17 protein-coding genes and 1 pseudogene are annotated in these 19,516 nt (G+C 72.3%); 8 read left to right on the top strand and 10 right to left on the bottom strand.

The genetic code is table 11. From position 1 onward, the window contains the following. Nucleotides 1–14: 14 nt before the first annotated feature. The 4 genes and pseudogenes from ectB to H8R17_RS49285 all read right to left on the bottom strand — a co-directional run. Complete coding sequence (gene ectB / locus H8R17_RS18920; RefSeq protein WP_187824385.1) at nt 15–1,286, bottom strand: diaminobutyrate--2-oxoglutarate transaminase; 1,272 nt, start codon at nt 1,284–1,286, stop codon at nt 15–17. A gap of 33 nt (nt 1,287–1,319) precedes the next feature. Beyond that, a complete protein-coding gene (ectA, locus tag H8R17_RS18915) occupies nt 1,320–1,844 on the bottom strand; it encodes a diaminobutyrate acetyltransferase (RefSeq protein ID WP_187824384.1) in 525 nt (174 codons plus the stop codon). 304 nt (nt 1,845–2,148) lie between these two features. Next, on the bottom strand, nt 2,149–2,682 hold the full coding sequence (locus H8R17_RS18910; protein WP_187824383.1) for a DinB family protein: 534 nt from the start codon (nt 2,680–2,682) through the stop codon (nt 2,149–2,151). Between the two features lie 80 nt (nt 2,683–2,762). Continuing rightward, nucleotides 2,763–3,068, bottom strand: a pseudogene (locus H8R17_RS49285) (hypothetical protein); the annotation flags it as partial. Between the two features lie 164 nt (nt 3,069–3,232). Between H8R17_RS49285 and H8R17_RS18900 the strand changes: the two are divergent. The 7 genes from H8R17_RS18900 (at nt 3,233) to H8R17_RS18870 (ending at nt 12,244) form a co-directional block, all read left to right on the top strand. Then, a complete protein-coding gene (locus H8R17_RS18900; protein WP_187824381.1) occupies nt 3,233–4,324 on the top strand; it encodes an amidohydrolase family protein in 1,092 nt (363 codons plus the stop codon). A gap of 167 nt (nt 4,325–4,491) precedes the next feature. Next, on the top strand, nt 4,492–5,421 hold the full coding sequence (locus H8R17_RS18895; protein WP_187824380.1) for an SCO1860 family LAETG-anchored protein: 930 nt from the start codon (nt 4,492–4,494) through the stop codon (nt 5,419–5,421). A gap of 259 nt (nt 5,422–5,680) precedes the next feature. Further along, a complete protein-coding gene (locus H8R17_RS18890) occupies nt 5,681–6,535 on the top strand; it encodes a sugar ABC transporter permease (protein ID WP_187824379.1) in 855 nt (284 codons plus the stop codon). Further along, complete coding sequence (locus tag H8R17_RS18885) at nt 6,532–7,419, top strand: carbohydrate ABC transporter permease (protein ID WP_187824378.1); 888 nt, start codon at nt 6,532–6,534, stop codon at nt 7,417–7,419. Before H8R17_RS18890 ends, H8R17_RS18885 begins: the two co-directional genes overlap by 4 nt. A 39-nt stretch (nt 7,420–7,458) precedes the next feature. Then, the gene (locus tag H8R17_RS18880; protein WP_187824377.1) at nt 7,459–9,108 is read left to right on the top strand and encodes an extracellular solute-binding protein; all 1,650 of its coding nucleotides are present in this window, start codon (nt 7,459–7,461) and stop codon (nt 9,106–9,108) included. Nucleotides 9,109–9,139: 31 nt separating this feature from the next. Then, the gene (locus H8R17_RS18875) at nt 9,140–10,201 is read left to right on the top strand and encodes a LacI family DNA-binding transcriptional regulator (RefSeq protein WP_187824376.1); all 1,062 of its coding nucleotides are present in this window, start codon (nt 9,140–9,142) and stop codon (nt 10,199–10,201) included. Nucleotides 10,202–10,321: 120 nt separating this feature from the next. Further along, nucleotides 10,322–12,244 carry a DUF2264 domain-containing protein gene (locus H8R17_RS18870; protein WP_187824375.1) on the top strand — a complete coding sequence of 641 codons (1,923 nt, stop codon included), beginning with the start codon at nt 10,322–10,324 and terminating at the stop codon, nt 12,242–12,244. Here the strand turns inward: H8R17_RS18870 and cobC are convergent. The 6 genes from cobC to cobM are packed head-to-tail and all read right to left on the bottom strand — an operon-like array spanning nt 12,192 to nt 18,566. Then, nucleotides 12,192–13,262, bottom strand: a complete 1,071-nt coding sequence (gene cobC / locus H8R17_RS18865; protein WP_187824374.1) for an Rv2231c family pyridoxal phosphate-dependent protein CobC — start codon at nt 13,260–13,262, stop codon at nt 12,192–12,194. The two genes, H8R17_RS18870 and cobC, sit on opposite strands and share 53 nt — an antisense overlap. Next, nucleotides 13,252–14,184 carry a sirohydrochlorin chelatase gene (locus H8R17_RS18860; protein ID WP_187824373.1) on the bottom strand — a complete coding sequence of 311 codons (933 nt, stop codon included), beginning with the start codon at nt 14,182–14,184 and terminating at the stop codon, nt 13,252–13,254. The genes cobC and H8R17_RS18860 overlap by 11 nt, the downstream gene beginning before the upstream one ends. Further along, nucleotides 14,181–14,822: a precorrin-8X methylmutase gene (locus H8R17_RS18855; protein WP_316959449.1), complete on the bottom strand. Its 642-nt coding sequence runs from the start codon at nt 14,820–14,822 to the stop codon at nt 14,181–14,183. Before H8R17_RS18855 ends, H8R17_RS18860 begins: the two co-directional genes overlap by 4 nt. Beyond that, nucleotides 14,819–16,513, bottom strand: a complete 1,695-nt coding sequence (cobJ, locus tag H8R17_RS18850) for a precorrin-3B C(17)-methyltransferase (protein ID WP_187824372.1) — start codon at nt 16,511–16,513, stop codon at nt 14,819–14,821. Before cobJ ends, H8R17_RS18855 begins: the two co-directional genes overlap by 4 nt. After that, a complete protein-coding gene (gene cbiE, locus H8R17_RS18845; protein WP_187824371.1) occupies nt 16,510–17,751 on the bottom strand; it encodes a precorrin-6y C5,15-methyltransferase (decarboxylating) subunit CbiE in 1,242 nt (413 codons plus the stop codon). The genes cobJ and cbiE overlap by 4 nt, the downstream gene beginning before the upstream one ends. Continuing rightward, complete coding sequence (gene cobM, locus H8R17_RS18840) at nt 17,748–18,566, bottom strand: precorrin-4 C(11)-methyltransferase (protein WP_187824370.1); 819 nt, start codon at nt 18,564–18,566, stop codon at nt 17,748–17,750. The genes cbiE and cobM overlap by 4 nt, the downstream gene beginning before the upstream one ends. Nucleotides 18,567–18,729: 163 nt before the next feature. On the opposite strand from cobM, the gene H8R17_RS18835 reads away from it, so the two are divergent. Continuing rightward, on the top strand, nt 18,730–19,458 hold the full coding sequence (locus tag H8R17_RS18835) for a ZIP family metal transporter (RefSeq protein ID WP_187824369.1): 729 nt from the start codon (nt 18,730–18,732) through the stop codon (nt 19,456–19,458). The last annotated feature ends 58 nt before the right edge of the window (nt 19,459–19,516 follow it).

Genomic DNA, 19,516 nt, shown 5'->3' with positions numbered 1-19,516 from the left:
CCCGACCCTGCGGGTCAGGCGGTCTCGCGGACGGCCCGGGCGAGGGTCTTCAGTCCCTCGTCCAGTTCGTCGGGGGTGATGGTCAGCGCCGGGAGCAGCTTGACGACCTCGCTCTCGGGGCCGGACGTCTCGATCAGCAGCCCGAGCTCGAAGGCCCGCTGCGCGACCCGGCCGGCGCGGGGCTTGTCGTGGAACTCCATGCCCCACACCAGGCCCCGGCCCCGGTACTCCTTCACGTCGGCGGGGTTCTCCTCGCAGATCGCGATGAGCCCCTGATCGACCTGCTCGCCGCGCTTGCGGGTCTGCTTCTCCATCGCCGGCCCGTCGGCCCAGTAGGCCTCCAGGGCGGCGGTGGCGGTGACGAAGGCGGGGTTGTTGCCGCGGAAGGTGCCGTTGTGCTCGCCCGGCTCCCAGATGTCCAGCTCGGGCTTGAACAGGCACAGCGACATCGGCAGGCCGTAGCCGCTGATCGACTTGGACACGGTGACGATGTCCGGGGCGATCCCGGCCTCCTCGAAGGAGAAGAAGGCGCCGGTACGGCCGCAGCCCATCTGGATGTCGTCGACGATCAGCAGCATGTCCTGCCGCTCGCACAGCTCGGCCAGGGCACGCAGCCAATCGGGCCGGGCGACGTTGATGCCGCCCTCGCCCTGCACGGTCTCCACGATCACGGCGGCCGGCTTGTTCAGGCCGGAGCCCTGGTCCTCCAGGATCCGCTCGAACCACAGGAAGTCCGGGACTTGGCCGTCGAAGTAGTTGTCGAACGGCATCGGCGTGCCGTGCACGAGCGGGATGCCCGCCCCGGCCCGCTTGAAGGCGTTGCCGGTCACGGCGAGCGAGCCCAGCGACATGCCGTGGAAGGCGTTGGTGAACGACACGATCGCCTCGCGCCCCTTCACCTTCCGCGCCAGCTTCAGCGCGGACTCCACGGCGTTGGTGCCGGTCGGACCCGGGAACATGACCTTGTAGGGCAGGTCGCGCGGCCTGAGGACGATGTCCTGGAAGGCCTGCAGGAAACCGCGTTTGGCGGTGGTCGACATGTCGAGCCCGTGCGTGACGCCGTCCCGCTCCAGGTAGTCGATCAGCGCCCGTTTCAGCACGGCGTTGTTGTGGCCGTAGTTGAGCGAGCCCGCTCCGGCGAAGAAGTCGAGGTACTCGTGGCCGTCCTCGTCGTACATGCGGCTGCCGACCGCGCGGTCGAAGACGGTGGGCCAGCCGCGGCAGTAGCTGCGCACTTCGGACTCGAGGGTCTCGAAGACGCTGAGGTCGGGCTGGGTGATGGTCACGACGAATCGCTCCTCGGTGGCATGGGGGGTCGGTCAGTGGGACTGCGAGGCCGACGGGCTCAGGGGCCCGATGCGGTAGAGGACCTCGGGGTCGTGCGGCCCGTCCGGGAACTGCTCCGTGCCGAACAGCACCTCGCGTTCCAGCCGGGCGCCGTGCCGCTCGGCGAACGAGGTGAACAGCCGCTCGGAGGCGGTGTTGCCCGGGGTGATGGTGGTCTCGACACCGGTGACGCCGTGCTCGGCGACGGCCCGCGCGACCAGCCCGTCGACCAGCGCGGCGGCGATCCCACGACCGCGGTGGGCGGTGTCCACCGCCACCTGCCAGACGAGCAGGGTGCGCGGACGGTCGGGCCGCAGGTACCCGGTGACGAATCCGACCGGCTCGCCGCGCTCGTCCCGCGCGACGGCCGACGTGCCGGCGAAGTCGCGGCACCACAGCAGATAGCTGTACGACGAGTTGAGGTCGAGGGCCTGTGAGTCTCTGGCGATCCGCCACAGTGCGGCTCCGTCGGCCACCGCCGGACGATCGATTTGCAGTTCTGCTTGTGCGGCAGTCATGCGAATTGAACTTACCGAGGGAAATTCAAAAATGCATGGCGGTGAGGGGTTACGTATGGGCGCTGCCTGTGTTATCGCGCGGGCTGGGTGAAGGGCCGTGGGGCCCGCGAAAGCTCCCGTTTTGTACGGTAATTACCCGGCAAACCGGACGCGGTGTGGAACGCGTCACAGATGCGTAACTCTCGCGAGACCTGACCGAATTACTCCGTTTGGTGTCGCGGAATCTTTGTGTTTAGGTCCAGGGAAAGCGGGCAGAAGAATACGGGAAGCTACCCTGGAAAAGGATTCCTGAATTTCGCCGAATTCAGGCTCCGGTAACTCCGTCGATGCGCTCCCGCAAGATGTCCGCGTGCCCGTTGTGCCGGGCGTACTCCTCGATCATGTGAATGAGCACCCACCGCACACTGACCTCCACCCCCGCGAACGGCCCGCGGGCGATCCGCCCCACGTCATCGAGCGACTGACCGGCGAGAATCTCCCGCCCGCGCGCGATCTCCCCCCGCCAGACGGCAAGCACCTCGTCGAGCCCCCGCGCGGGATCGAGCGCATACCCGGTCTCCTCGTCAAAGACCGGCGGCACATCGAGCCCCCCGACGACCCGCTGCACCCAGTTCCGCTCGATCTCGGCCAGGTGCTGCGCCAGCCCGAGCAACGTCAACGCCGACGGCTCCGCCGAGGCGAGCCGCACCTGCGCATCGTCCAGCCCCTGGCACTTCAACTCCAGCGTGCCCCGGTGATACGCCAGCCAGCTCTCGAGCATGGCCCGCTCGTCCCCCGTCATCTGGGGGATGGGGCGCCCGTCCGGGAGGGCCTGGGGAGCGGTGTCGGTGGGGGTCATGTGGGGAGCATGACACGGTGGCGGCGCAAGCGCAGCGGGTTCATCCAGCCGAGCGTGTCGGTCCCATGGGGTCCGGGGCCCCGGATCTGCCCGGCGGTCACCGCCGTGTGGAACGGCACGGCGAGGTCGTACACCGTGGCACCACAGTCCCGCAGCCAGTCCCCGAACGTCTGCCCGTAGGGACCCGGGCGCTCGCCCTGTACGCGTGGGGCGCGTTCGTCACCACGCTCGTGCTCCTGGACGCGGAGGACGGCGGCACGGGCTCCGCACCGTTGCGCTCCTGCCACGCGGACCGCCCGGCCGTCGGCCACTCGGTCGACTACGTCCCCCTCCGTATCGTCTGCGAGACCCGCGACGGCGCCACCTACACGTCCGACGAGACCCAGGGCTACGTCAACGCGGGCGTCGCGGTCCTCGCGCTGACCGCCGTCGCGAGCGCCGTCACGTCCCGCTACGCGAACGAGGTCCGCGCCCGCGCCGAGGCCTGCCGGTAACCGGGCCTGGACCACCCCCGCACACCCCCCCTGGCCCACCGTCTAAGGTGCAGATCATGAGTGGTCAGCCGGTGCTGCACGTGAAGGGGCGGATCCTCGTCGGACCGGCCGAGGTCCGCGACGAGCTGTGGGTGGTCGACGGCCGGATCTCGTACGACCGTCCCGTCGGCGCCCGCGACATCCGTACCGTCCAGGGCTGGACCCTGCCCGGCCTCGTCGACGCGCACTGCCACGTGGGCCTCGACACGCAGGGCCCGGTGCCCCGCGAAGTCGCCGAGAAGCAGGCGCTGACCGACCGGGACGCGGGCACGCTGCTGATCCGCGACGCGGGCTCGCCCTCCGACACCCGCTGGATCGACGACCGCGACGACCTGCCGAAGATCATCCGCGCGGGCCGGCACATCGCCCGCACCCGCCGCTACATCCGCAACTACGCCTGGGAGATCGAACCGGACGACCTGGTCGCCTACGTCGCCCAGGAGGCCCGGCGCGGCGACGGCTGGGTGAAGCTGGTCGGCGACTGGATAGACCGCGACCTGGGCGACCTGTCGGCCTGCTGGCCGCGCGGCGCGGTCGAGGCGGCCATCGCCGAGGCGCACCGCCTGGGCGCCCGCGTCACCGCGCACTGCTTCGCCGAGGACTCCCTGCGGGACCTGGTCGAGGCGGGCATCGACTGCGTCGAGCACGCGACCGGCCTGACCGACGACACGATCCCGCTGTTCGCCGAGCGGGGCGTCGCCATCGTCCCGACCCTGGTCAACATCGCCACCTTCCCCCGGCTCGCCGACGGCGGCGAGGCCAGGTTCCCGCGCTGGTCGGCCCACATGCGCCGGCTCCACGAGCGCCGCTACGACACCGTCCGGGGCGCCTACGACGCCGGAATCCCGGTCTACGTCGGCACGGACGCCGGCGGCTCCCTCGCCCACGGCCTGGCCGCGGCCGAGGTCGCGGAACTCGTCACCGCCGGGATCCCGCCCGTCGAGGCCATCGCGGCGGGCACCTGGGCGGCCCGGACCTGGCTCGGCCGGCCCGGCCTGGACGAGGGCGCACCGGCGGACCTCCTGGTGTACGACACGGACCCGCGGGCGGACGTACGCGTGCTGACGGCACCGCGGCGCGTGGTGCTGAACGGGCGCGTGGTTGGGTAGTTGACGGGGTGACGGAGAGGAACACCTGTGCCCGGGGGTTCGAAAAGGTTCACGTAAACACCATGTTGGAGTGAAGACCCGTCAGATCGCTGACGGCGTGTTCGGGGTGCGCGATTCTTTGCGGGTCCCAAGTGGTCCAAGCATGTCTCCCCTGAAGGGTCCCACCCTTGAACGGCATCAACTTCCATATGCCCGCACGCCGTTGGGCCGTCGTCGCGACGGCCACGGCACTCGCCGCCGGTCCCGCGGCCGTGGCCGGCGCGGGCTCCGCGCACGCGAGCGAGGACGACGGCCGCGCGAGCGCCGTCGTCCTGCGCACCGGCCTCGACGTGGGCCTGCTCAACAAGACCGTCAACGTTCCGCTCGCCGTCTCCCTCAACGAGGTCCAGGCGCCGCAGAGCGCGCACAAGACCGCGCTGACCGCCAAGCTGGACGGCGTGGACGGCGGGCAGCCGTTCAGCGTGCTGCGCGCCGACGTGGCGGAGTCGAAGGCGACGGTGACCGACGGAAAGGCCGAGGGCACCACCCGCCTCGCCCACGCCCGCCTGCACGTCCCCGGCCTGCCCCTGCTGCCCCTCGTCGAGGTCGAGAAGGTCACCTCCAAGGCGGTCTGCGAGGCCGGGAAGAAGCCGGTCGCCACGTCCGACGTGCCGGGCTCGGTGACCGTGCTCGGCAAGAAGGTCGCGGTGACCGCCGGCGGCCGGGCCGACGTCAAGGTCCCCGGCGTCGGCGACGTACGGTTCGACCTGGCCAAGCGCGAGACCACCTCGCGCACGGCGGCCGCCACCGCCCTCGAACTCAGCGTCTCTGTCAACCCGTCGAAGCTCAACGTGGCCCAGGTCGACGGCACGGTCACGCTGGCGAAGGCCACCTGCGAGGCACCGGCGGCGGCAACCGGACAGCCACCGGCCGACCCGTCGGACCCGTCCGAGCCCGGATCCGGCTCCGCCCCGCAGGGCGGTTCCGGCGGGGGCGACCTGGCCGAGACGGGCGCCAACGCGATGACGCCGTACCTCGCGGGCGGTGCCGTCGCCCTGCTCGTGGCGGGCGGGGGAGCGGTCGCCCTGGCCCGCCGCAAGCGAGGCCAGGCCCAGTAGGCAAGCATTTTCACCCGTTGACCCGCGTCCGGCCCCCCAGCGCCGACGCGGGTCAACTCCTTTTCTGTGCCAGAACTGTTGACCCTCCAATGAAAGCGTTTTAACTTCCTCTCACTCCGACTCCGAGACGCGAGGGGGACCCGTGTCGGCAGTACTACGGGAACGGGCAAGTACAGAGGAGGTGAATCCGCCGCACCACCGGCCAGATCAGGCGCGGCGTGGGCGAAAACGCTTCCAGGGCTGGACTCTCCTGCTGTTGATGCTGCCCGGGCTCGCCTACTTCCTGGTGTTCCACTACGGCGCGTTGGCCGGCAACGTCATCGCCTTCAAGGAGTACGTGCCCTTCGACGGCCTGTGGGGCAGCCCCTGGGCCGGCCTCGGCAACTTCCAGCGGATGTTCGAGGACGGCGCGTTCTGGGACGCGGTCCTCAACACCGTCTGGATCGCCGTCCTGCAGCTGGTCTTCTACTTCCCGGTCCCGCTCGCCCTCGCCCTGCTGCTGCACAGCCTCACCTGGTCCACCGTGCGCCGCTTCGTGCAGTCGGTGGCCTATCTGCCGCACTTCATCTCGTGGGTGATCGTCGTCGCCCTCTTCCAGCAGGTGCTCGGCGACACCGGACTGCTCAACTCCTCGCTGAGCGGCCTGGGTTTGCACACCGTCGACATCATCGGCAACCCCGACGCCTTCCGCCCGCTCGTCGTCGCGCAGGTCATCTGGAAGGACGCCGGCTGGGGCACGATCATCTTCCTCGCCGCGCTCTCCCAGGTCGACGAGCAGCAGTACGAGGCCGCCGCGATCGACGGAGCCGGGCCCTGGCGGCGCTTCTGGCACGTCACCCTGCCCGCCATCCGCCCGGTGATCGTGCTGCTGCTCATCATGCGGCTCGGCGACATCCTCTCCGTCGGCTTCGAGCAGATGCTGCTCCAGCGCGACGCGGTCGGCCCGGGGGCCGCCGAGATCATCGACACCTTCGTCTACTACCAGGGCGTCGTCGGCGGCGACTACGGATTCGCGGCCGCCGCGGGCCTGTTCAAGGGCGTCATCGGCGCCCTCCTCGTCTACGCCGCCAACAAGGTCGCGCACCGCCTCGGCGAACAGGGGGTCTACAAGTGAGCACCGGCGTCCGCCCGGGCTGGATGGAGAAGCCGAAGCCCCTCACCCAGGCGGCCAAGGTCCTCGCGCTGGCCGCCGTCGTCCTGCTCGTCTGCGTACCGTTCCTCGTCATCGTGTCGACCTCGCTGGCCTCCACCGAGGAGGTCGTCGCGGGCGGCGGCTGGGTGCTGTGGCCGACCGAACCGAGCCTCGACTCCTACCGCGACATCCTCGACGGCGGCATCGTCACCCACGCGCTGGGCGTCAGCGCCGGCGTCACGATCGCCGGCACCCTGCTCAGCCTCGCCTGCACCGTCACCCTCGCCTACGCGCTGTCCCGCCCCGGCGTCTTCGGCGGCAGGCCCGTCCTGCTGCTCATCCTGTTCACCTTCCTCTTCCCGCCCGGCATGATCCCGAGCTTCCTGCTGGTCAAGGAGCTGGGCCTGCTGGACAGTTACGCCTCCCTGGTGCTCCCGGTCGTCGTGAACGTCTTCAACCTCGTCGTCCTGCGCGGCTTCTTCCAGGGCATCCCCGAGGAGCTGTACGAGGCGGCACGCCTGGACGGCGCCGGGGACTGGCGGGTGCTGTGGTCGGTCGTCCTGCCGCTGTCCAAGGCCGCGCTCGCCGTCGTGGGCCTGTTCTACGCGGTGGCGTACTGGAACTCCTGGTTCTACGCCTCGCTGTACCTGGAGAGCGATCACTGGCCCCTCCAGCAGGTGCTGCGCACCTATGTGATCGCCGGTTCCGGGCTCACCGACGCCACCACCGGCGAGGGCACCGTCACCGCCCCGCAGACCGTGCAGATGGCGGTGCTCGTCCTCGCCACCGTGCCGATCCTGCTCGTCTACCCGTTCCTGCAGAAGTACTTCACCAAGGGCGTGCTCACCGGCGCCATCAAGAGCTGACGCACCATCAAACCGCAGTCCACGAAAGGTCGGTCACCCATGCCCCGCATGTCCCGACGCACCCTGCTGCGCTCCATGGCCGCGGGTGGCGCCGCCGTCTCCGTCCCCGGTCTGCTGGCCGCCTGCTCCACCGGCGGCGGCGACAGCGACGTCTCCAACGCGGGCAAGAAGCTCGCCCCCTGGCCCGCCTATCGCCCGGCGAAGGGCCCGCAGCCCGACCTCGCCCCCACCCAGGCCGGCGTCCAGCCCGGCTACACCTCCTACCCCTTTGACCTGGTCAAGTCCGTCGCCCGCACCCCCGGCGACGGCTCCACCGTCAAGGTCATGTCGGTGTCGTTCGGCACCCCGCCCAAGCCCGCCTCCGCCAACCGGTTCTGGGCGGCCGTGGAGAAGGCCCTCGGCGTGAAGATCGAGTACACGATCATCTCCCAGGCCGACTACCAGAAGAAGATGGCCACGGTCATGGCCGGCGACGCCGACACCCTGCCCGACATCATCAACATCTTCACCGGCTTCGTACTGCCCCGCGAGCCCGAGTTCGTGCAGCGCCGCGCCGAGGACCTCACCCCCTTCCTCTCCGGCGACGCGATCGCCGACTACCCCAACCTCGCGAACATCCCCACCCACGCCTGGCGCGACATGGGCCGCATCGGCGGCCGCATCTACGGCATCCCCCTGGAGCGCCCGCTGCCCGGCTCCACCCTCTGGCTCAACCAGGGCATGTTCACCGACGCCGGGATGAAGGAGGGCTGGACCTCCGACGACTTCGCGGCCGTCGCCAAGCGGGCCACCAGCGGCCGTACGTACGCCCTCGGGGCCGCCGCCAACTCGCTCTTCGGCAACGCCGTGCACGGCGCCGCGCACAACGCGCCGCAGGGCTGGGCCGTCACCAAGGACGGCACGTTCGAGCCGGGCTGGGCCGACGCGCGCGCCAAGGCGGCGATCGCCTTCCAGGCGCGGCTGCGCAAGGACGGCTGCTACCACCCCGACGCCACGTCCATCTCCCAGATCGACCTGACCACCCTCTACTACAACGGCACCGTCGGCTCCATGCAGGACGGCTTCGGCGCCTACCTGCCCAAGCACCTGGAGGCCCCGGAGGGGATGACCCCGGCCGCGGCGCTCCCGTACAGCGTCGGCGGTGAACCGGGCGGCATCGTCGCGGCCCGCCGCTCCTTCGGCTACACGGTGCTGAAGAAGGCGAAGAAGGAACGCATCGAGCTGCTGCTGAGGATCCTCGACTACCTCGCCGCCCCCTTCGGCAGCCAGGAGTGGGAACTCGTCCACTACGGCGTCGAGGGCACCCACTTCACCCGCGCCAAGGACGGCTCCCCGGAGCCCACCAAACTGGGCGAGGTGGAGAACAACACCAACCTGCCGCTGAAGTACCTCGCCGAAGGCCCCCAGGTGCTGTTCGTGCCGGGCAAGCCGGATGCCGTACGGGCCCTGCACGCCTGGCAGCAGAAGGTCGTCCCGCACGCCATCCGTGACGCCTCCTTCGGCCTGCAGTCCCGTACGAAGAACGCCCAGGGCACCACCCTCAAGGCGCTCCTCGACGACACCGCGACCGGGATCATCGCCGGGCGTCTGCCGCTGTCCGAATGGGACGCGACGGTGAAGAAGTGGCGGTCCCGCGGCGGCGACAGAATGGCCGAGGAGTTCGCGAAGGACCACGCGGCCAACACGTGACGCGCCGCTGGTGGAACAGGAGACGCGGGGGATGGGGAACGACATGACGGACACGGGGTCCAAGCGGCGGGTCACGATCCGCGAGGTCGCCGAGCGGGCGGGCGTGTCGATGGCCACGGCGTCGCGTGCGCTCAGCGGCAACCATCCGGTGCCCGCCGCCACCCGGACTCGCGTCCTGCGTGCCGCGCGTGAGCTCGACTACGTCGCCAACGCGCATGCGCGGGCGCTTGTGGGGGGTGGCCGCAAGATGGCCGCTGTCGTCGTGCGGCAGGTCACCAGTCCCTTCTACGCCCAGGTCGCCGAGGGCGTCGAGGCGGAGGCCGCCGACCGGGGCTGGCTGTGCGTGGTCGGTGCGACCGGCGGGGATCCGCAGCGGGAGATGGAGTTCGTGCAGTTGATGCGGGAGGAGGGGGCGCGGCTGGTGATCCTGGTCGGCGGGGTCGTCGAGGACGATGCGTATCGCTCGCGCGTGGCGCACTATGCGCAGGCGCTGGATGCGTCCGGGGCGCGGCTGGTGCTGTGCGGACGGCCTGCGCCGGATCCGGATATTCCGGCGCTGGTGGTCGAGTTCGACAACGAGGCGGGGGCTCGGGCGATCACCGCGCATCTGTTGTCTGCGGGGCACCGCAGGATCGTGTTTCTCGGGGCGCTGCCGGGTAACACCGCGCTCGATGCGCGGGTTGCGGGGTATCGGGCCGCGCTTGCCGAGCATGGGTTGCCGGCGGCGGCTGCGCGGGTTGTCGACTGTGGGCTGGGGCGGGCGGCCGGGGTGCGGGCGATGGCTGAAATTCTGAAGGAGACACGGGAGTTCACTGCGGTTTTTGCCGGAGACGACATGGTGGCCGCGGGGGCGTTGCGCGCTATTGCCGACGCTGGGCTGCGGGTGCCTGAGGACGTTTCCGTTGTCGGGTACAACGACATTCCGCTGGCTGAGGACTTCAATCCGCCGTTGACCACTGTGCGGACTCCTGCGGAGGAGCTTGGGCGGGCGGCTGTGCGGATCGCCTTGCGGCATCCCGAGCATGCGGGCGGTAGTCATCATCTGCTCGGGACGCACATTGTTGTGCGCCGTAGTGTGGCGCCGCCGTCGTGAGAGTGCGGGTGCGTTGTGGCTGGTCGCGCCCACGCGGCGGAGCCGCATATCGATACAGCCCCGCGCTCCTATCAGAGGCGCTTCTCGCATCGCCGACTTCAAAGGAGGACCTAGTCCCGCATGGCCGCGCCGTATGTGTCGCTTCCCGACGACCCGACGCACCTTCCCGGTCTCGACAACCTCCTCTCGCCGATCACCGGGTGGACCCGCACCCACTGGGAAGCGATGGCCGACCGGCTTCTCGACGGGCTGTTGCCGTATGCCTCCCCGGGCTTCGCGCAGTACCGGCTGCCCGGGCCGCCCAGCCACTCAGGGCCCTGGTCCGATGGGCTGGAGGGGTTTGCGCGGTCCTTTCTGCTGGCCGCCTTTCGTATCGCGGGGGCGGGCGGTCGTGTCGGCCCCGCGTTGATCGAGCGGTACGCGGCGGGGCTCGATGCCGGTACCGATCCGTACGGGGACGAGCGGTGGCCGCCCATTGCCGACCGGGCCCAGCCGATGGTGGAGGCGGCGTCCCTGGCGATTGCGTTGCACGAGTCCCGGGCGTGGTTGTGGGACCGGCTCGATGACCGGGTGCGCGGGCAGGTCGTCGACTATCTCGGTGGGTTTGTCGGTGCGGGCGTCAATGACTCCAACTGGCGGTTGTTCCAGGTCATCACGGAGGAGTTCCTCGCCTCCGTGGGCGCCGCGTACAGCCGGGCCGAGATCGATGGCGGGCTCGCGCGCCTGGACGACTGGTACCGGGGCGGGGGCTGGTACACCGACGGTGACGGGCGGAAGTTCGACTACTACAACGCCTGGGCGCTGCACCTGTACCCGGCCCTGTGGGCGCGTGTCGCGGGGGAGCGCGCGCGGCCGGAGACCGTGGCGCGGCACCGCGCCCGGCTGCGGGAGTTCCTCGGCCAGTACCAGCACTTCTTCGGTGCCGACGGTGCGCCTGTGCATCAGGGCCGGTCCCTCACCTACCGGTTCGCGACCACCGCGCCGCTGTGGGCGGGTGCCCTCGCCGACGCCACCCCGCTGCCGCCGGGCCGCACCCGGCGCCTGGCCTCCGGCGCCCTGAAGCACTTCGCCGAGCGGGGCGCGCCCGACGAGCGGGGGCTGCTCAGCCTCGGCTGGTACCGGCCCTTTCTCCCGGTCACCCAGCGCTATTCGGGACCCGCGTCGCCGTACTGGGCGAGCAAGGCGTTCCTGGGGCTGCTGCTGCCCACCGATCATCCGGTGTGGACGGCGCCCGAGGAGCCCGGTCCCGTCGACACGGCCGATGTGTGCCTGCCGTTGCCCGCGCCGGGGTGGCTGCTGCACTCCACGGCCGCCGACGGGATCGTACGGCTCGTCAATCACGGCAGTGACCGGCTTCCGCCGCCGCCCGCGACCGCCGAAGACAGTCCGCACTACGCGCGGCTCGCGTACTCCAGCGCCACGGCACCCGAGACGCCCGGTCCCGACAACCACATCGCGCTGCTCGGCCCCGACGGCACGCCGACTCCGCGCGGCCGTATCCACCCCCTGGGCGTCGAGGGGCGCTCTGCGGCCTCCTGGCAGGAGGGGGCGCGGATCGCGACGGTGAGTGTGGTGCGCGGCCCGTGGGAGGTGCGGGTGCACCGCCTCGACGCGGCCGGCGGTGCGTCCGTGCGGGAGGGCGGCTGGGCCGTGGCCGACGACGGCGCGTCCCCCGCTGCCCGGACCGGCCCCGGGCGGGCCGTGGTCCGCCGTGCCGACGGTCTCACCAGTGCCGTCGTCGGCCTGTACGGCTGGAGCGATGCCGGGGGTGCGGTCGCGCACGCCGTCGGGGTAAACGCCGTCGGCCACCACTCGGCCACGCCGTACCTCGAACTCGGCCAAGCCGCTGGGCTGTTGGTCACACTGGTGGTGCTCAGCGCCGACCCGGGCGTGTGCGGGGACCCGGGTGCGGGGGCGAGCGCGACGGTCGCGGGCGACGGCACCGTGGAGATCCGCTTCCCGGACGGCACCCTGGAGCGGGTGCCGCCGTTCAGCGGTGGGCCAGAGCCAGCGCCCGGTCCAGTGCCTGGAGGAAGGAGTTGACCGTGGGCCGGTCCCGTACCGCGAGACGCAGCCACTCCTCGTCCAGGCCGGGGAACGTGTCGCCGCGCCGGACCGCGAACCCGAGTCCGCGCAGGTGCTGTCGTACGGCGGCGGCGTGCGGCACGCGGAGGAGGACGAAGGGGCCCTCGGCGGGCTCCATGACCCGCAGGCCGTGCGGGCCGAACTCCTTGAGCCCGGCGACGAGATGGGACCGGTCGGCGGCGATGCGGTGCGCCGCGTGGGCCGCCTCCGCCAGGGCCCGCGGCGCCATGCACGCCTCGGCGGCGGCGAGCGCGGGCGTGGACACCGGCCACAGCGGCTGGGCCCGCTCCAGGGCCGCGATCGTCTCCGGGGCCGCCAGCACATAGCCGACGCGCAGCCCGGCCAGGCCCCACGTCTTGGTCAGGCTGCGCAGCACCACCAGGCCCGGCACGTCCGTGCGCCCGGCCAGCGCCTCGCGCTCGCCCGGTACCGCGTCCATGAACGCCTCGTCCACGACCAGCGTCCGTCCGGGGCGGGCGAGTCGTGCGACGGCGGCGGCCGGGTGCAGGACCGACGTGGGGTTCGTCGGATTGCCGATCACCACCAGGTCGGCATCCTCGGGGACGGCCGCCGGGTCCAGCCGGAAGCCGTCCGCCGCGCGCAGCAGCCCCCGGTCCACGGTGTGCCCCGCGTCCCGCAGCGCCGCCTCCGGCTCCGTGAACTGCGGGTGCACGATGACCGGCCGGCGCACCTCCAGGGCGCGGGCCAGCAGCACGAACGCCTCCGCCGCGCCCGCCGTCAGCAGCACCCGCTCCACGGGCAGCCCGTGCCGCGCCGCCACCGCCGCCCGCGCGGCGCGCCCGTCCGGGTAGGCGGCGAGCCCGGCCAGCGACCCGGCGACGACCTCGCGCAGCCAGGCCGGAGGGGTGCCGGCGCGGACGTTCACGGCCAGGTCGACCAGCGCCGACCCGTCGTCCCGGACCTCCGCGTCCCCGTGGTGCCGCAGGTCGTGCCCGCCCTTGGAGTCAGTGCACATGGGAGTGTGCGTGCCCTCCGTGGTGGTGGCTCCCGTGGTGATGGTGCTGGCCGTCGTCGTCGGGGTGGAAGTGCGGCTGCTGCGGCAGCCCCACCTTGTCCTCGAAGCCCGGCAGCGCGATCCGGTACACGCACGAGTCGCAGTTCATCCGCAGATCGCCCTCGACGGCCTCCGCGTACCGCTCCATCACCAGGTCCAGCAGCTCCGGCTCCGGACCGATCACGTCCGCCGACCGCACCTCGACCTCCGGGTGCGCCTCGGCCCAGCCCTCCGTCTGCAGCCGCACCCGGTCCGGCAGGATCCCGGTGAACAGGAAGTACGGCAGCACGACGATCCGCCGCGCCCCCAGCCGCGCGCACCGGTCGAGGCCGCTGGGCACGTCCGGCGCCGCCAGCGACACGAACGCCGTCTCCACGCCCGCGTAACCGCGTCCCTCCCACAGCAGCCGCGCCGCCTTGAACACCTCGGCGTTGGCGTCCGGGTCCGTCGACCCGCGCCCCACCAGCAGCACGGTCACGTCGGAGCGGTCACCCGGCGTGCGCCCGGCGGAGCCCAGCGCCTCGTCCAGGCGCCGCTCCAGCACGCGCAGCAGCGCCGGATGCGGGCCCAGCGGACGGCCGTAGCTGTACGAGATGCCGGGGTGCCGTTCCTTCTCGCGGGCCAGGGCCGCCGGGATGTCCCCCTTGGCGTGGCCGGCGGACACCAGCATCAGCGGAACGGCGGCGAACCGGCGCACCCCCTGCTCCACCAGCTCGGTGACCGCATCACCCAGCGGCGGCGGGGACAGCTCGATGAAACCGCCCGCGACGGGCAGGTCGGGGCGGCGGCGCCCCAGCTCCCGCACGAAGTCACGGAACGCCTCGGCTCCGGCGTCGTCGCGGGTGCCGTGTCCGGCGATGAGCAGGGCGGGCGGGGTGGTCACAGATTCTCCTCGGTCGACGTGTTCTTCTCGGTCGAAGCGTTCTGCTCGGTCCAAGTGTCCTTCTCGGTTGAAGCCGGGTGGTACAGCAGGGCGTTGAGCGCTGCGGCGGCGACCGCGGAACCGCCCTTCTCGGACACGTTGCTCACGGCGGGCAGCCCGCTCTCGCGCAGCGCGGCCTTGGACTCGGCCGCCCCGACGAAACCGACGGGCAGACCGATGACGAGCGCCGGCGCCGCGTCCAGGGTCAGCAGCTCCTCCAGGGCGGTCGGCGCACAGCCGATCACCCACAGCGCGCCGGGCCCGGCCTCCGCGTACGCCAGCCGCATCGCGTGCGCCGACCGCGTCAGACCGGGACCGGACTCGGCGTCCTTCAGACGGCAGACGGTCTCGCGCCGGGTGATCCCGGCGGCCACCATCTCCACGTCCACGACCACGGGCGCCCCGGCGTGCAGCGCGGCGTGCGCCTTCGCCAGCTCGCCCTCGTCCATGACGAGGTCGTCGGCGTACGACAGATCCGCGGACGAGTGGATGACCCGCTCCACGACCGCCCTGGTCAGCGGCGGGAAGCGCGAGGTGTCGAGGCGGGCGCGCAGCCTGCGGAAGGACTCCTGCTCGATCGGGTGGACGACACGGTTCACTGGGCCTCCTCCTGCGGGTCCTGCTGCCAGCGGTAGCCGCGCGGCGTCACCATGCGCCCCGCGATCTCGCGGGTGGCCGTGTTGCCCACGGTCACGACCGTCATCATGTCGACGGTCGCCGGGTCGAGCGCGGCCAGGGTCGTCAGCCGGCTCGCCTCGTCCGGCCGCGAGGCGTTGCGTACGACACCGACCGGCGTGGTCGGTTCGCGGTGCCCGGCGAGGATCGCGAGCGCCTTGGGCAGCTGCCAGTCGCGGCCCCGGCTGCGCGGGTTGTAGAACGTCACGACGAGGTCGGCCTCGGCCGCCGCCCGCACCCGCCGCTCGATGACCTCCCACGGCGTGTGCAGGTCGGACAGGCTGACCGACACGTGGTCATGGCCCAGCGGCGCCCCCAGGATCGCCCCGGCCGCGAGCGCCGCCGTCACGCCCGGCACGCCGACCACGTCGATGTCGTCGGAGGCCCCGGCGAGCGCGGGGGAGGCCATGGCGTACACGCCCGCGTCCCCGCTGCCGATCAGCGCCACCGCCTGCCCGCGCCGGGCCTCCTCGACCGCCGTCCGCGCCCGCTCCTCCTCCGCCCCCAGCCCTGACTCCAGGATCCGGGTGCCGGGCCGCAGCAGGTCGCGGATCTGGTCGACGTACTGATCGAGGCCGACGAGCACGGAGGCCCGCCGCAGCTCCGCCTTCGCGCGCGGCGTGAGGAGGTCCCGGGCGCCGGGACCGAGCCCGACCACGGCGAGCCGCCCGCGTCTCGGACGCCGTACGACCGCGCAGGTGGCCATGGCGGGGGAAGCGTCTGACTTCCGCTTGGGGACGAGAAGTTCACCGCCGCGTACGAGCGCGGAGGCCTCGGCGACGGAGGGGGTGCCGACGGCGGCGAGCGGGGCTTCGGAGGGGTTGGGCACGTCCACGCCGGAGAGCTGTTCGGCGGGGTGGGTCCGCAGGGGCACGCCGAGCCGCCGGGCCGCCTCCACGATGCCGGGTTCCCCGGCCTTGGCGTCGACGGTGGCGAGTTCGGCGACCGACTTCACGGACAGTCCGGCATCCCGCAGAGCGTCCCCGACCAACCCGAGCACTTCGTCGACGGGCGCGCCCTTGGCGGCGCCGACCCCCACGACCAGGGTCGGTGGCCGCAGCACGACCTCCCGCTGGGCGGGCTCGACGAGCCGGTCCGTCACACGGATGGTGTACGACCCCTCCGCTCCGGCTCGCAGCGGCGGCAGCGGCCAGGACACCTCGGCGCGCAGCGCCACCGGCTCCCCGTCGAGCAGCGCCCGCGAGACCCCGGCGACATCGCCCTCCACGGGAAGGCCGAGCGTGTCCAGACCGGGCAGGCCAACGGAGTCGGTCGCCGTCGTCACCACCGGCTCGGCGCCCAGCACATCCCCGACCTCACGGGCGAGTTCGTTCGCCCCGCCGCCGTGCCCGCCGACCAGCGACACGGCGTACCGCCCGCCCTCGTCGACGCACACCACACCCGGGTCGGCCGCCTTGTCGCCCAGCAGCGGCGCCACCAGCCGCACCACGGCCCCTGTCGCCAGGAAGCACACGAGCTGCTCGCACTCGGCGAACGCGGCCCGTACGGCGTCCGCGACGGGGCCGTCGTACACGCGCGCGCGGTCCGGCCACACCGCGGCCAGCCGGTCCCGCGCCGCCGCTCCCGCCGCGGTGGCGGAAATGAGGCCGATCACTGGGCAACTCCTTCACGACAGGCTTGAGGCCTCGTGCCCCACAGCAGGAAAACGGGATTGGCCGCCGCGAGCCGGGTCACGTCCCCCGGCAGCGGCGCGAGCCGCGACGACTGCACCAGCACGCCGTCGCAGTCGAACCCGGCGCCCATGAGCGCCTCGCGCGCGGCCGGCACCCGGTCCAGCGCGGCCATGGCCACGACCACGGTCCGCCGAGCCCGGCGCGCACACGCGGTCACGATGGCGGGCAGCTCACGCCCCCCGCCCCCCACGAACACCGCGTCCGGATCGTCGAGTCCGGACAGGGCGTCGGGCGCCGCCCCCTGCACCACATGCACGTCGACACCGTGCGCGGCGGCGTTGGCGCGGATCCGCTCGACCCCGTCCGGCGCCTTCTCCACGGCGCTCACGGCGGCGCCGAGCCGCGCGCACTCCACGGCCACCGAACCGGAGCCCGCCCCGACATCCCACACCAGGTCGCCGGGGTGCGGACCGAGCCGGGCCAGGGCCAGCGCCCGCACCTCGAACTTGGTGATCATCGAGTCGCGGTGGGCGAACTCGCCCTCGTCCAGGGCCCATCCGACGGGCCTGTCCGGCAGTCCCGCGATCGCCCGTACGAGGCCGACCGCGCGCGACTCGTCCAGGCACAGGACGACACTGACCGCCGTACCCCAGTCCCGCGCCGCCGCCTCGCCGGGCGTGACCCGCTCGACGCGCTCCGCCCCGGAGCCGAGCGCCGACGCGACGACGAGGACCCGGCCGGGACAGTGGCGCTCCAGCGCGGCACCCAGCTCCGCCGCACCGGCCCCCGGCCCGGTCAGCACGGCCACCTTGGGATGGGCGCGGCAGACGTTGACGGCCGTCCGCAGGTCCCGCCCGTGCGCGCTGACCACCACGGCGTCGTCCCAGGGCACCCCGATCCGCGCGCAGGCGGCGGCGACCGACGACACCCCGGGCCGCACGTCCAGCCGCTCCGGCCCGAACCGCTCGGCCAGCACTCGCACGATCCCGAAGAACCCCGGGTCCCCGGACGCCAGCACGACGACCGGCCGGTCCTTGGCGACGTACTCCTCGACGGTGTCGAGCGCGGGCGCCAGCGATCCCAGCACGACCCGCTCCGCCCCGTCGGACAGCCGTACGGCATCCAGATGCCGCCGCCCGCCGACGACGAGCTCCGCGCCGGCGAGAACGTCCAGGTCTTCCGGCGACCGACCGGTCCCCATCCCGATGACGGTGATCACGTGCTGGCACCCCGTTCGCGCAGGGCCCTGCGGGCCTCCCGGTCGGCCTTGCGGTAGCCGTGGAAGTGACCGGGGTGATACAGGTGCGAGCGCGTGCCGTGCGCGTCGAGGGCCGGGCCGACCAGGAACAGGGTGTGCTTCCAGAGCTTGTGCTCCTTGACCGTCTCCTCCAGCGTGCCGATCGTGCACTTCACGACCAGCTCCTCGGGCCAGGTCGCCTGGTAGGCCACCACGACCGGCGTGGTCGTCGGATAGCCGCCCTCCAGCAACTCCCGCACCAGCTGCCCGCTGCGGGCCGCCGACAGGAAGATCGCCATGGTCGTGCCGTGCCTGGCGAACTCGCGGACTTCCTCGCCGGGCGGCATCGGCGTCTTGCCGCCGCCCAGCCGGGTGAGCACGACGGACTGCGCGACCTCGGGAACGGTCAGCTCGCGCTGCGCGAGCGCGGCGACGGCGGAGAAGGACGAGACACCGGGCACGATCTCGGTTGCGATGCCGATCGCCCGGCACCGGTCCACCTGCTCCTGCGTGCCGCCCCACAGGGCGGGATCACCGGAGTGGATACGGGCGACCCTCAGGCCCTCCCGGTGCGCCCGCTCGTACCCGGCGACGACGTCCTCCAGCGACATCGTCGCCGAGTCGAGGATCTCCGCGTCCTCGCGCGCATGCTGGAGGACCTCCGCCTGCACCAGGCTCGCGGCCCAGATCACCACGTCGGCCTCGGCGATGGCGCGCGCGGCACGGAACGTCAGCAGATCGGCGGCGCCGGGGCCGGCACCGACGAACGTCACCTTGCCGGTGGTGGCATCGGCCATGGAAATCGGTCCTCTCCTACAAGTCAGTCGTGCAAGTCAGTACGTGCGGGTCAGTCGTGCAAGTCAGTACGTGCGCGTCAGCCGTGAATATCAGAGGTGCGAGTCAGTGAGTGACGGGCTGTCGCACGTGCGCGTCCGGGGCCCGATCCGATAGCAAGGGCGCATGGCGGTCTTCGTCGCGCTGGGCGCGTTCCTGATGACTCTGGCCGGCGGCTGGACGGCACAGCGCGTGACCGACCGCCGCCATCTGGTCCTGGGCCTGGCCGGCGGCCTCATGCTGGGCGTGGTCGGCCTGGACCTGCTGCCGGAGGCGCTGGAAGCGGCCGGCACGCAGGTGTACGGCGTACCGGTCGCGCTGCTGCTCTTCGTCGCCGGATTCCTGCTGGCCCACCTGGTGGAACGCCTGCTGGCCGCCCGCCAGGCCGCGCACGGCGCGGAGGAGCACGACGGCCGCACCCCCGAGGTCGGCCTCACGGCCGCCGCGGCGATGGTCGGCCACAGCGCGATGGACGGTGTGGCGATCGGCGCGGCCTTCCAGGTCGGCGGCGGTATGGGAGTCGCGGTCGCGCTGGCAGTGATCGCCCACGACTTCGCGGACGGCTTCAACACGTACACGATCACGAGCCTGTACGGGAATGCGCGCCGCAGGGCGCTCGCCATGCTGTTCGCGGATGCCGTGGCCCCGGTGGCGGGCGCGGCCTCGACGCTCCTCGTGACGATCCCGGAACAGGCCCTCGGCGGCTACCTCGGCCTCTTCGGCGGCGCGCTGCTCTACCTGGCCGCGGCGGAGATCCTCCCCGAGGCCCACCACGAGCACCGCGCCCACTCGACGCTGCTGTGCACGGTCGCCGGGGCGGCGTTCATCTGGCTGGTGGTGGGCACGGCCGAGTGACCCGGGTGCGCGGCCGAGTGTGCCGGGTGCGCGTCCTGGTGACCTTGGCGCATGGGCG

This window comes from Streptomyces sp. TRM68367 (genome assembly GCF_014495685.1).
Lineage (GTDB): Bacteria > Actinomycetota > Actinomycetes > Streptomycetales > Streptomycetaceae > Streptomyces.
The sequence above is the reverse complement of the archived record's forward strand: the minus strand, read 5'-3'. Positions and strand labels throughout refer to the sequence as shown.

Bases quoted from the DNA above. Each gene is read 5' to 3' on its own strand.
- ectA (WP_187824384.1), bottom strand. From the start codon at position 1,844: ATGACTGCCGCACAAGCAGAACTGCAAATCGATCGTCCGGCGGTGGCC.
- H8R17_RS18875 (WP_187824376.1), top strand. From the start codon at position 9,140: ATGGGGAACGACATGACGGACACGGGGTCCAAGCGGCGGGTCACGATC.
- H8R17_RS18835 (WP_187824369.1), top strand. From the start codon at position 18,730: ATGGCGGTCTTCGTCGCGCTGGGCGCGTTCCTGATGACTCTGGCCGGC.
- H8R17_RS18910 (WP_187824383.1), bottom strand. From the start codon at position 2,682: ATGACCCCCACCGACACCGCTCCCCAGGCCCTCCCGGACGGGCGCCCC.
- H8R17_RS18900 (WP_187824381.1), top strand. From the start codon at position 3,233: ATGAGTGGTCAGCCGGTGCTGCACGTGAAGGGGCGGATCCTCGTCGGA.
- cobM (WP_187824370.1), bottom strand. From the start codon at position 18,566: ATGGCCGATGCCACCACCGGCAAGGTGACGTTCGTCGGTGCCGGCCCC.
- H8R17_RS18890 (WP_187824379.1), top strand. From the start codon at position 5,681: ATGCTGCCCGGGCTCGCCTACTTCCTGGTGTTCCACTACGGCGCGTTG.
- H8R17_RS18870 (WP_187824375.1), top strand. From the start codon at position 10,322: ATGGCCGCGCCGTATGTGTCGCTTCCCGACGACCCGACGCACCTTCCC.
- cobC (WP_187824374.1), bottom strand. From the start codon at position 13,262: ATGTGCACTGACTCCAAGGGCGGGCACGACCTGCGGCACCACGGGGAC.
- H8R17_RS18880 (WP_187824377.1), top strand. From the start codon at position 7,459: ATGCCCCGCATGTCCCGACGCACCCTGCTGCGCTCCATGGCCGCGGGT.